We start from the raw sequence: 12409 nt of genomic DNA on the forward strand, positions 1-12409 counted from the left end.
TTCGGCCGTCGCGCTCAGTTCCGGGTGGCCAGCGACCGCAGGAAGAACGCCAGGTTGGCGGGGCGTTCGGCGAGCCGCCGCATGAAGTAGCCGTACCAGTCGGTGCCGTAGGGGACGTACACGCGCATCCGGTGGCCGGCCGCGGCCAGCCGCTCCTGTTCGGCGGTGCGGATGCCGTAGAGCATCTGGAACTCGTACTCGTCCGGCTTGCGGCCGGCCCGCCGGGCCAGTTCCTGGGCGACGGCCACCATCCGCGGGTCGTGCGAGGCAACCATGGGGTAGCCCTTCCCCGCCATCAGGATCCGCAGGCAGCGGACGTACGCCCGGTCCACCTCGTGCTTGTCCTGGCGGGCGACGGTGGCGGGCTCCCGGTAGGCGCCCTTCACCAGGCGCACCCGGGAGCCCTCCCCGGCCAGCTCCCGGCAGTCGTCCTCGGTGCGGTACAGACAGCTCTGCAGCACGGCCCCGGTGGCGGGGAAGCGCTCGCGCAGCCGCGCCAGGATCGCCAGGGTGGAGTCGGCCGTGGTGTGGTCCTCCATGTCCAGGGTGACGGTCGTGCCGGCCTCCGCCGCGGCCTCGACGACCGGCAGGACGTTGGCGTAGGCGAGGTCGTCGCCGCCCGGCAGGGCCTGGCCGAAGGCGGAGAGCTTCACCGACATCTCGGCCCGGGCCCCCAGCCCCGTCTCCCGCAGGGCTCCGGCCAGGGCCAGGTAGGCGTCACGGGCGCGCAGGGCCTCGGTGCGGTCGGTCACGTCCTCGCCCAGATGGTCGAGGGTCACCTCCAGCCCCCGGCCGGTGAGCGAGCGGACTGTCGCCATGGCCTGGTCCAGGCGCTCTCCGGCGATGAAGCGGTCCACCACGGGACGGGTGACCGGCGCGGCCGAGACGGCGCGGCGGATGCTGTCGCTGCGGGCGGCCGCGAGGAGCACGGGACCCAGCACGGGGCACCTCCTCGGACGGTACTCGGGGGTGTCGGGCCGGCGGGTACGGTTTCCCGCCGTCACCGTCGAACCTAGGGAACGCTCCGGTTGCCCGCCATCGACAGCTGTCACGCATCCGTGGCCCGGATCTCAGACATCTGTACGACAATGGTGGGGTCCGTGGCGGCCACGGGGGCACGGCCGTGGCGGCCCGGGAAGCGGAAGGCGGCGCGGGGGATGCGTGAGGACTACCAGACACTGGTCGACGAGGTGACCGCCCTTCTCGGCACACCCGCGACCCTGGAGAACCGCGACTTCGCACTGATCGCCTTCGGAGCCCACGGCGACGAGGACGGCGGCGGTGACGGTGGGAAGAACGGGGAGGACGGCGGCGGGGAGGACGCGGACCCGCTGCTGGATCCGGTCCGGGCCCGCTCGATCCTCCGGCGCCGCTCGACCGCCCGGGTACGGGCCTGGTTCGAGAGCTTCGGCATCACCCGCGCGGTGGAACCCGTGCGGATTCCGCCGGACCCGTCGGCCGGTGTGCTCCGGGGGCGGATCTGTGTGCCGGTACGGCACGGCGGGGTACTCCTCGGCTACATCTGGCTGCTGGACGACGGGGCACTGGAGCTGACCGACCCCCGGCTGGCCGACGTACGGGCCGCCGCCGATCGCATCGGCGCGCTCCTGGCCGCCGAGTCACGGTCGGACGCCCGGCTGGGCCGGCTGCTGCGCACCCTGCTGACCGCGGCCGGCGGGCACCGTGCGGTGGCGGAGACCGAACTGGCCGGGGAACTGGGCGAGGTGGCGGCCGGGCCGCTGGCGGTGGTGGCCGTACTGCCCTGGGACGGGGCCGGGCGGGAGCGGGGTGTCCGGGCCGGCGGGGGGATCCCCGGCGCGGTGCCGGGTGCGGTCGCGGCCTGTGCGGTGCCCGGGGCGGGGCCGCGCCCACCGGGTGAGGGGCTGGCCGTTCTCGTCCGGCTGCTCTCGCCCGGCGGTCTCGACCCGGCCCGTACGGCCGCCGAACGGCTGCTGCGCCCGCCGTACGCCGGTGGCGGCGGGAACGGGGACGCCGGCCGGAGCGGGAGGGTGGCGGGGATCGGCGCGCCCTGCACAGGGCTGGCCGAGGTGCCCGGCGCCTGGCGGCAGGCGCTGGCCGCGGCCCGGGCCGCACGGGCGGAGAACCGTCTCGGGCCGGTCGCGCGCTGGGACCGGATAGGGCCCTACCGGATGCTGACCGCGCTCGCCGCTCCGCCCGGGGCGTCCCCGGGCACGTCCGCGGGGCAGCCGGACGCGGCGGTACGGGCCCTGCTGGAACCCGGCCGCCGGGAGCTGGCCCGCACCGCCGAGGTGTTCCTCGACCACGCGGGGCAGGCGGGCCGCACCGCGGCGGCGCTCGGCGTCCACCGGCAGACGCTGTACTACCGGCTGTCGCGGGTGGAACGGCTCACCGGCCTCGATCTGGGCGACGGCGAGGACCGGCTGCTGCTGCACATGGCGCTCAAGACCGTAAGGCTGCTGGAGAGCTGACGGCGGGAGGCGGCAGCCGGAACGACGGCCCCGGCGCGGTGGGTGTCCGTGCCGGGGCCGCCGCGGTGGACCGGCCGGTGCTCAGTCCTCCAGGTTGACGAAGCGGGCCGAGGTGGCGCCGATCTCGTCCGCGATCTCGGTGAGCACCGGGGCCGGGATGGGCCCGTCGACGGTGAGGGCGACCAGCGCCTCCCCGCCCTCCTCGGAGCGGGAGACCTGCATGCCGGCGATGTTGATGCCGGCTCCGCCCAGGATGCGGCCGATGGTGCCGACCACGCCGGGGCGGTCGGTGTAGCGCAGGAACGCCATGTACTCGGCGAGCGCCAGGTCCACGTCGTACTCGCCGACCGCGACGATCTTCTGCAGGTACTTGGGGCCGGACAGGGTGCCGGAGACCGAGACCTCCTCGCCGCTGCCCAGGGTGCCGCGCACGGTCACCACGTTGCGGTGCTCCGGGGACTCCGAACTGGTGGTCAGCCGGATCTCCACACCGCGCTCCTGGGCGAACAGCGGCGCGTTGACGTAGCTGACCGTCTCGTCCACCACGTCCTCGAAGACGCCCTTGAGCGCGGAGAGCTCCAGCACCTTGACGTCGTGCTGGGTGATCTCGCCGTAGACCTCGACGTCGAGGCGGACCGCGACCTCGCCGGCCAGCGCGGTGAAGATCCGGCCCAGCCGCTCGGCCAGCGGCAGTCCGGGCCGCACCTCCTCGGCGATCACGCCGCCCTGGACGTTGACCGCGTCCGGGACCAGCTCGCCGGCCAGCGCCAGCCGCACCGACCTGGCGACCGCGATGCCCGCCTTCTCCTGCGCCTCGCCGGTGGAGGCGCCCAGGTGGGGGGTGCACACGACGTTGTCGAAGGCGAACAGCGGGGAGTCCGTGCACGGCTCGGAGGTGTACACGTCCAGGCCGGCGCCGGCGACCCGGCCCTCCTTCAGCGCCGAGAGCAGGGCCGCCTCGTCGACGATGCCGCCGCGCGCGGCGTTGACGATCCGCACCTCGGGCTTGACCTTGTGCAGCGCCTCGTCACCGATCAGGCCGAGGGTCTCGGGGGTCTTGGGGAGGTGGACGGTGATGAAGTCCGACACCTCCAGCAGCTCGTCCAGGGAGAGCAGCTTGACGCCCATCTGGGCGGCGCGCGCGGGCTGCACGTACGGGTCGTACGCGACGATCTTCATCCCGAAGGCCGACATGCGCTGGGCGACCAGAACACCGATACGGCCGAGACCGACGACGCCGAGGGTCTTCTCGGACAGCTCCACGCCGGTGTACTTGCTGCGCTTCCACTCGCCGTTCTTCAGGGCGGTGTTCGCCTGCGGGATGTTGCGGGCGGTGGAGATCAGCAGGCCGCAGGCCAGCTCGGCGGCGGTGACGATGTTGGAGGTCGGCGCGTTGACGACCATCACACCGGCCTTGGTGGCGGCGGAGACGTCCACGTTGTCCAGGCCGACCCCCGCGCGGGCGATGACCTTCAGCCGCCTGGCGGCGGCGATCGCCTCGGCGTCCACCTTGGTGGCACTGCGCACCAGGATGGCGTCGACATCGGCGATGGCGGGGATCAGCTCCGCGCGGTCGGCTCCGTTGCAGTGCCGGATCTCGAAGTCCGGGCCGAGGGCGTCAACCGTGGCCGGGGAGAGTTCTTCGGCGATGAGTACTACGGGTTTGCTCACTTCGCTCTTCAGTCCTCACTGGTCCGTGATACGGCCGCGTCCCGACGGCCGGTCGGTGGAGGTGGGCAGCCGCGTGGAGACGCACGACACTGTGAGCCTGGACGCGCTTGTTGTGCTGTGCAGTCTAGCCACGGAGGGGCGGCCCCGGTGACCGGTCACCGGGGCCGCTCGCCGGGCGGCCGGACCGCCGCTCCCACCTGCGGACGGTTCCCGCTCAGTCCTCGTCGCCGACCCAGCTCATGAGCTTGCGCAGCTCACGGCCGGTGGTCTCCAGCAGGTGGTCGGAGTCGGCCTTCTTGTACTCGTTGTACTTGGGCAGGCCGGCGCCGTACTCGGCCATCCAGTTCTTCGCGAAGGTGCCGTCCTGGATCTCGGCGAGGACCTTCTTCATCTCGGCCTTGGTGTTCTCGTTGATGATCCGCGGGCCGGTGACGTAGTCGCCCCACTCGGCGGTCTCGGAGACCGACCAGCGCATCTTGTCCAGGCCGCCCTCGTACATCAGGTCCACGATCAGCTTCAGTTCGTGGAGGCACTCGAAGTAGGCGATCTCCGGCTGGTAGCCGGCCTCGACCAGGGTCTCGAAGCCCGCCTTCACCAGCGCCGAGGCACCGCCGCACAGCACGGCCTGCTCACCGAACAGGTCGGTCTCGGTCTCCTCGGTGAAGGTGGTCTTGATGACGCCGGCCCGGGTGCCGCCGATGCCCTTGGCGTACGACAGGGCCAGCGGGAAGGCGCTGCCGGTGGCGTCCTGCTCGACGGCCGCGATGCACGGCACGCCGCGGCCCTCCTCGAACTGGCGGCGGACCAGGTGGCCCGGGCCCTTGGGGGCCACCATGCACACGTCCACCCCGGCCGGGGGCTTGATGAAGCCGAAGCGGATGTTGAAGCCGTGGCCGAAGAAGAGGGCGTCGCCGTCCTTGAGGTTCGGGGCGATGGACTCCTCGTAGACCTTGGCCTGGATCGGGTCCGGCACCAGAACCATGATCACGTCGGCCTCGGCGGCGGCCTCGGCCGGGGTGACCACGCGCAGCCCCTGCTCCTCGGCCTTGGAGCGGGACTTGGAGCCCTCGGGGAGGCCGACCCGGACGTCGACGCCCGAGTCGCGCAGCGACAGGGCGTGGGCGTGGCCCTGGCTGCCGTACCCCAGGACCGCGACCTTGCGGCCCTGGATGATGGACAGGTCGGCGTCGTCGTCGTAGAACAGCTCGGCCACTTCGGATATCTCCTTGTTCTTGCTGTACGGGGGTCTTGCCGTACGAGTCAGGGATGCGATCGGCCCGTCCCCGGGACCGCCGTCAGGGCCACCGTATGCCGGGGCGGGCGGGGACGGGTGCCGGTCTCGCTATGCGGTCCGGTCCAGGGCGCGCAGCGAGCGGTCGGTGATCGAGCGCGCGCCGCGGCCGATCGCGATGGTGCCGGACTGGACCAGTTCCTTGATGCCGAAGGGCTCCAGCATCTTGAGCATGGCCTCCAGCTTGTCCCCGCTGCCGGTCGCCTCGATGGTGACGGCCTCCGGGGAGACGTCGACGGTCTTGGCGCGGAAGAGCTGGACGATCTCGACGATCTGCGAGCGGGTCCCGTTGTCGGCGCGGACCTTCACCAGAACGAGTTCCCGCTGAACGGCGGAGGACGGCTCCAGCTCGACGATCTTCAGCACGTTGACGAGCTTGTTGAGCTGCTTGGTGACCTGTTCCAGCGGAAGGTCCTCGACGTTCACCACGATGGTGATGCGGGAGATGTCGGGGTGCTCGGTGACACCGACGGCGAGCGAGTCGATGTTGAAGCCCCGCCGGGAGAAGAGCGCGGCGATCCGGGCGAGGATGCCGGGGGTGTTCTCCACCAGGACGGAGAGCGTGTGCTTGGACATCGGGCGTGGTGCTCCGTTCCTCTGTGAGGGCTTCAGTCGTCGCTGTCGCCGAAGTCGGGACGGACGCCGCGCGCCGCCATGACCTCGTCGTTGGAGGTGCCCGCCGCGACCATCGGCCAGACCATCGCGTCCTCGTGGACGACGAAGTCGACGACGACGGGGCGGTCGTTGATGGAGTTGGCCTTCTCGATCACCGCGTCCAGCTGGGCGGGGTCCTCGCAGCGGATGCCGACGCAGCCCATCGCCTCCGCCAGCTTCACGAAGTCGGGGACGCGGGTGCCCCGGGGCTGCTGGGCGGCGCCCTCGCCCGGCTCCCCCTGCTCGCCCGGGCCGCTGTGCAGCACGGTGTTGGAGTAGCGCTGGTTGTAGAAGAGGGTCTGCCACTGGCGGACCATCCCGAGGGCACCGTTGTTGATGATCGCGACCTTGATCGGGATGCCGTTGAGCGCGGCGGTGACCAGTTCCTGGTTGGTCATCTGGAAGCAGCCGTCGCCGTCGATCGCCCAGACGGTGCGCTCCGGGACGCCGGCCTTGGCGCCGAGGGCGGCCGGGACGGCGTAGCCCATGGTGCCCAGACCACCGGAGTTGAGCCAGGTGGTGGGCTTCTCGTACTTGATGAAGTGGGCGGCCCACATCTGGTGCTGGCCGACACCGGCGGCGAAGACGGTGTTCTCGGGGGCCAGCGCGCCGATGCGCTCGATGACCTGCTGCGGGGACAGCGAACCGTCCTCGGGCAGGTCGTAGCCGAGCGGGTAGGTCTCGCGCCAGCGGTTCAGCTGCTGCCACCACTCGGTGTAGTCACCGGTGCGGCCCGCCTCGTGCTCGGCGCGGACGGCCACCACCAGGTCGGCGATGACCTCGCGGGCGTCGCCGACGATCGGGACGTCGGCGGTGCGGTTCTTGCCGATCTCGGCCGGGTCGATGTCGGCGTGCACGATCTTCGCGTACGGCGCGAAGGAGTCCAGCTTGCCGGTGACGCGGTCGTCGAAGCGGGCACCGAGCGCGACGATCAGGTCGGCCTTCTGCAGGGCGGTGACGGCGGCGACGGTACCGTGCATGCCGGGCATGCCCAGGTGCTGCGGGTGGCTGTCGGGGAACGCGCCGAGCGCCATCAGGGTGGTGGTGACGGGGGCGCCGGTCAGTTCGGCGAGCACCTTCAGTTCGGTGGTGGCCCCCGCCTTCAGCACGCCGCCGCCGACGTACAGCACCGGGCGGCGGGCCTCGGCGATCAGCCGGGCGGCCTCGCGGATCTGCTTGGCGTGCGGCTTGGTCACCGGGCGGTAGCCGGGCAGGTCGGCGGTCGGCGGCCAGGAGAAGGTCGTCCGGGCCTGCAGGGCGTCCTTGGAGACGTCCACCAGGACCGGGCCGGGGCGGCCGGTGGCGGCGATGTGGAAGGCCTCCGCGATCACCCGCGGGATGTCGGCCGGGTCGGTCACCAGGTAGTTGTGCTTGGTGATCGGCATGGTGATGCCGCAGATGTCGGCTTCCTGGAAGGCGTCGGTGCCGATCGACTTGGAGGCCACCTGCCCGGTGATCGCGACCAGCGGGACGGAGTCCATGTGGGCGTCGGCGATGGGGGTGACCAGGTTGGTGGCGCCGGGGCCGGAGGTGGCCATGCAGACCCCGACCCGGCCGGTGGCCTGGGCGTAGCCGGTGGCGGCGTGCCCGGCGCCCTGCTCGTGGCGGACGAGCACATGGCGCACCCTGGCGGAGTCCATCAGCGGGTCGTAGGCGGGCAGGATGGCGCCACCGGGGATACCGAAGACCGTGTCGGCGCCGACTTCCTCAAGAGAGCGGATGAGGGACTGGGCGCCCGTGACGTGCTCGACGGTGACGGTCTGGGGCTGCGCCCCTCCGGTACGGGCCCGCGGCTGCGGGCGGGGGGCCCCGGTGGCCTGCTCGGTCATCGCTGTCTCTTCTCGGGGAGTGAGGGTCTGAAGACTCGTGGTGGGATGGCTGTGGGTCGGTCGCCTGTCGGCCCGGAGCCGGTCGTGCACCGGTTCGTACCGTTGTACCGGCTTCCGCTCTCGACTGCTGGTGCAACAAAAAACCCCTCGTGCCGTCAGGCAGGCGAGGGGAGCGCGTCGCTGTCGTCCACGGGGCGGTCGGCCCCGGGGTCAGTCGACGCGCCGGCCAAGTACGAGAATTCGGGTGCGCATGTCATTGACCTTCCTCCGGTGACGCCTGGGGTGTCAAGTCGGTGGGACGGAAGTCTCACTATTCGAGCGCAGCGGAGGATGCGCCACCGGGTCCGGTCCGGCGGCTCCGCCCCTGCGTACGGGCAGGGAACCGGCGACCACCACCGAGCGGGCGGCGCCCTGCGTGTGCTGTTCCGCACCGACCGGGTAGCGGCCCCGGATCAGGGCACGGCGCAGCCGGTGCTCGTCCAGCGGCTTGGCGAAGGCCGATCCCTGGGCATGGGTGCAGCCCATGGCCCGCAGTGCGGCGGCCTGTTCGGCGTGGTCCACACCGTCGGCCACGGAGGTCATGCCGAGGTCCTCGGCGATCCGCAGCAGCCCGGAGGTGATTTTGCGCACTCGGGCGGACTCCGTGATCCCGTCCACCAGGGCACGGTCCAGTCGCAGGGCATCGGCCGGCAGCCTGCGCAGCGCGGCGAGGGCACCGTGACCACCGCCGAAGCCGTCCAGGATGATGCCGACACCGAGCCTCCGCAGCGCCGTGACCCACAGCTCCAGCTCGTCCAGGGAGACCCGCGGGTCGCTGTCGGAGAGCTCGATGAGGAGGGCGTCGGGCGGCAGCCCGTGGTGGGACAGCAGGGAGTCGACAACCGCCGGAGTGGTCGAGCGGTCGGTGAGGCGGCGGGGGTCCAGCCGCACGGACACCGGCACGGGAAAACCCTCGCGGTGCCGCTCCGCGGCCTGCTCGACGGCCCTGCGCAGCAGCCAGGGCACCGGCTCGGCCGTCCCGCCCCCGGCGGTGCCCGCGGGGTGCGGGGCGTGGGGGGCGCCGGCGGGCGGGAAGAGGATGCCCCGGGCGGAGCGCCTGCGGGGCTGGGCGGCGACCGAGGCGATCCGGCCGCCGGCGAGCTCGACCACGGGCTGGTGGAGCAGCGCGAACTCGCTCTCGGCCAGCGCCCCGCGCAGCCGGTCGGTGGTCAGCTCGGCGCGGCGGACAGCCTCGGCCTGCGGCTGGGGGGCGTACAGCTCGACGCGGTTCTTGCCGGCCTGTTTGGCGCGGTACATCGCCAGGTCGGCATGGCGCATCAGGACCGCCGGGGTCACCCCGGGCTCGGCGAAGGCCACCCCGATGGAGGCGGCGACCCGCACCTCACCACCCTCGATGCGGTAGGGCCGGGAGAGGGCGGTGCGCAGCCGCTCGGCGATCTCCAGGACGCGGTACTCGCGCTCGGCGCGGTCGCACTCGCCGTCCCCGACGACGAGAGCGGCGAACTCGTCGCCGCCGAGCCGTGCGGCGGTGTCCCCGGCCCGTACCGCCTCCCGCAGCCGGCGGGCCGCGTGGATCAGCAGTTCGTCGCCCGCCTGGTGGCCGATGGTGTCGTTGACGGCCTTGAAGCCGTCGAGGTCGATGTAGAGCACCGCCGTGTGGCCCGCCTCGGCGTCACCGCGGCGGCGGCCGCCGAGCGCCTGGCGCACCCGCTCGGTGAACAGCGCGCGGTTGGGCAGATCGGTCAGCGGGTCGTGGGAGGCGTTGTGCTGGAGCTGGGCCTGGAGCCGCACCCGCTCGGTCACGTCACGGCTGTTGAAGATCAGGCCGCCCTGGTGGCGGTTGATCGTCGACTCCACGTTGAGCCACCGCCCCGAGGCGTGCCGGATACGGCACTCGACGCGGGCCGAGGGCTCCTCCTCGGGCGGGGTGGCGAGGAAGCGGCGGATCTCGTGCAGGACCCGGCCGAGGTCCTCGGGGTGGATCAGGGAGGCGAGTTCGGAGCCGACCAGCTTGTCCGGCTCACGGCCGTAGACGCCCGCGGCGGCCGGGGAGACGTAGCGCAGCATCCCGGCCGGGGAGGCGATCATGATGACATCGCTGGACCCCTGCACCAGGGACCGGAAGTGGTTCTCCTTCTGGGCGAGTTCCTGGGTGAGGTGGATGTTGTCCACCAGCATGATGCCCTGCCGCACCACCAGGGCCAGCACGACGGTGCAGCCGGTCAGCAGCACCACCCTGTCCAGGGCCCCGCCGTCGCGGACGTTGTAGAGGATGCCCAGGGTGCACACGGCGGCGGCGAGGTACGGCGTGAGGGCGGCCAGTGAACCCGCCGTGGCGGCACCGGCCGGGGCGGGCGGGCGGGCCGCCCGCCGGAAGTCCGGCCGGGAGCCGGTGCGGGCGGCCGGACGGTCGGTGCCGCGCAGCCATCCGCCCCCCTCACGGCCGCCGACCCAGGGGGCGTACGCCAGCAGCAGGGAGCCGGCGAACCAGCCCGCGTCGAGGAGCTGGCCCGAGGAGTAGTTCTCCCGCAGCAGGGGCGAGGTGAACAGGGCGTCGCACAGGACGGTGAGGGCGAGGGCGCCGATGACGGTGTTGACCGCCGAGCGGTGGGCGGCGGAGCGGCGGAAGTGCAGGACGAGGACCATGCTGATCAGCACGATGTCCATCAGGGGATAGGCCAGGGAGAGGGCGACCAGCGCGAGCGACTCGCCCTGCCAGTACGAGGGGTGGTCGAGGGCCAGGCTCCAGGACAGGGTCAGCAGCGATCCGCCGATCAGCCAGGCGTCCAGTGCCAGGCACGTCCAGCCCGCCCGGCTGACCGGGCGCTTGGCGAGCACCAGCAGCCCGAAGATGGCCGGCGGCGCGAAGAGCAGGAAGCAGAAGTCCGCGGCCGAGGGACTGGGCACGGAGGTGCCCAGCACCACCTCGTACCAGCCCCACACGCCGTTGCCCAGTCCGGCCATCGCCGAGGAGAGCGCGAACATCGCCCAGGCGGGCCGGAACGGGTTGCCGGGATGGGTGCGGGCGTAGTGCAGACAGGAGCCCGCCGCGACGAAGGCCGCGAGGCTCAGTCCGAAGTCGCCCATGACCAGTGCCACGCTCTCCGATCCCCAGCCGAGCGCCGCGCCCGTCGCGTACACCCCGCACACGGCGGCCAGGGCGAATCGGGAGAGCCCTCCGGCCCGGTCACCCGCCCCCCGGGCGCTCATCGCGGCGCTCCCGGATACGGCGCGCGGCGCGTCCGCGCCCGGAGCCCCGTCCGCGGCGTCGTGTGCGGCGCCGCGGGTCGCCCCGCGGGCCGACGACCCGTCCGACACTGGTCATGTGTCCGGCAGTTCGCCTGGTGGCCGTGCATGTCGCCCGTCCCCCCTCGTGGTCTGGTACGCCCCCGGACCGGACGATACACCAGGTCAGTCACTCAGGGACATAGCACCTCTACGCAGCGTGACGAACAACAGCATCGCAGATACAATGCGCAGTTGCCCGTATCCGGAGCGTACGGCACCCGTTGGAGTGGTCTTCCCCCTGACCGGTTTCCCGCCCGGTTACTCCTACCCGGTTTCCCCCGCCACGGCGACGACATGCTCCAGGGGTTCACCCGCCGCGAAAAGCCGCAGCTGGGAGCGGAGCAGACGCTTGGCGCGCGGCAGGAAGGCGGAGGTCGGACCTCCGACATGAGGGGTGATCAGCACACCCGGTGCCCGCCACAGCGGATGGTCCGCGGGCAGCGGTTCGGGGTCGGTGACGTCGAGCGCGGCCCGCAGCCGTCCGGACTCCAGCTCGGCCAGGAGCGCCCCGGTGTCCACGACGGCGCCGCGGGCGACGTTCACCAGCAGCGCGCCGTCCTTCATCCGGGCCAGGAAGTCCGCGTCCACCAGACCGCGGGTGGTCTCGGTCAGCGGGACGGTCAGGAACACCACGTCGGCACCGGGCAGCAGCCGGGGCAGCTCGGCGAGGGTGTGCACCGGGCCGCGCCGGGCCGCGCGGGCGGTACGGGCGACCCGGTGGACGGCTTCCACCTCGAAGGGGACCAGCCGCTCCTCGACGGCGGCGCCGATGGCGCCGTAGCCGACGATCAGCGCGGTCCGGTCGGCGAGGGCCGGCCGGAAACCCGGCGTCCACCGGCCCTCGTCCTGGGCCCGTACGAAGCCGGGGACACCGCGCAGCGAGGCGAGGGCGAGGGTGAGCGCGAGTTCGGCGGTGCCGGCGTCGTGCACCCCGCGGGCGTTGCACAGCACCGCGCCCCGGGGCAGTCCCGGCACGGCGGACGCCACGTGGTCGGTGCCCGCGGTGAGCGTCTGCACCACCCGCACCCGCGGCATGTGCGCCAGCGGCCGCACGGCGACCTCCGAGCCCTTCAGATAGGGGACGGCGTAGAAGACGCAGCGCGCGGGATCCGCCGGGAACTCCTCCTCGCCGTCCCACCGGACGTAGTGGAGGGAGTCCGGCAGACCGCCGATCTCGGCGGGCGGGACGGGCAGCCAGACATCTGCGGAAGCCATGCCCGAAGGCT

At 72.6% G+C, this 12409-nt stretch carries 8 protein-coding genes; 1 reads left to right on the forward strand and 7 read right to left on the reverse strand.

From position 1 onward, the window contains the following. Positions 1 to 14 precede the first annotated feature (14 nt). Entirely contained in the window at positions 15 to 941 is a 927-nt protein-coding gene (locus V1L54_RS04260) for a proline dehydrogenase family protein (RefSeq protein WP_330116489.1), read from the reverse strand. Between the two features lie 216 nt (positions 942 to 1157). Between V1L54_RS04260 and V1L54_RS04265 the strand changes: the two genes are divergently transcribed. Further along, positions 1158 to 2450, forward strand: coding sequence for a PucR family transcriptional regulator (locus tag V1L54_RS04265; protein WP_330116490.1), 1293 nt, complete (start codon positions 1158 to 1160; stop codon positions 2448 to 2450). Between the two features lie 81 nt (positions 2451 to 2531). On the opposite strand, the gene serA is transcribed toward V1L54_RS04265, so the two are convergent. From serA to V1L54_RS04295, 6 genes are all read right to left on the reverse strand, one after another. Further along, the gene (serA, locus tag V1L54_RS04270; protein ID WP_330116491.1) at positions 2532 to 4121 is read right to left on the reverse strand and encodes a phosphoglycerate dehydrogenase; all 1590 of its coding nucleotides are present in this window, start codon (positions 4119 to 4121) and stop codon (positions 2532 to 2534) included. Between the two features lie 214 nt (positions 4122 to 4335). After that, entirely contained in the window at positions 4336 to 5334 is a 999-nt protein-coding gene (gene ilvC, locus V1L54_RS04275) for a ketol-acid reductoisomerase (RefSeq protein ID WP_330116492.1), read from the reverse strand. A 129-nt stretch (positions 5335 to 5463) separates the two neighbouring features. Continuing rightward, positions 5464 to 5988, reverse strand: a complete 525-nt coding sequence (ilvN, locus tag V1L54_RS04280; protein WP_330116493.1) for an acetolactate synthase small subunit — start codon at positions 5986 to 5988, stop codon at positions 5464 to 5466. 32 nt (positions 5989 to 6020) lie between these two features. Next, positions 6021 to 7895: an acetolactate synthase large subunit gene (locus V1L54_RS04285; protein WP_330116494.1), complete on the reverse strand. Its 1875-nt coding sequence runs from the start codon at positions 7893 to 7895 to the stop codon at positions 6021 to 6023. A 285-nt stretch (positions 7896 to 8180) separates the two neighbouring features. Beyond that, the gene (locus V1L54_RS04290; RefSeq protein WP_330116495.1) at positions 8181 to 11105 is read right to left on the reverse strand and encodes an EAL domain-containing protein; all 2925 of its coding nucleotides are present in this window, start codon (positions 11103 to 11105) and stop codon (positions 8181 to 8183) included. 342 nt (positions 11106 to 11447) lie between these two features. After that, a complete protein-coding gene (locus V1L54_RS04295; protein ID WP_330116496.1) occupies positions 11448 to 12398 on the reverse strand; it encodes a 2-hydroxyacid dehydrogenase in 951 nt (316 codons plus the stop codon). Positions 12399 to 12409: the final 11 nt, after the last annotated feature.

It is taken from the genome of Streptomyces rubellus, from assembly GCF_036323805.1.
Classification (GTDB): Bacteria; Actinomycetota; Actinomycetes; order Streptomycetales; family Streptomycetaceae; genus Streptomyces.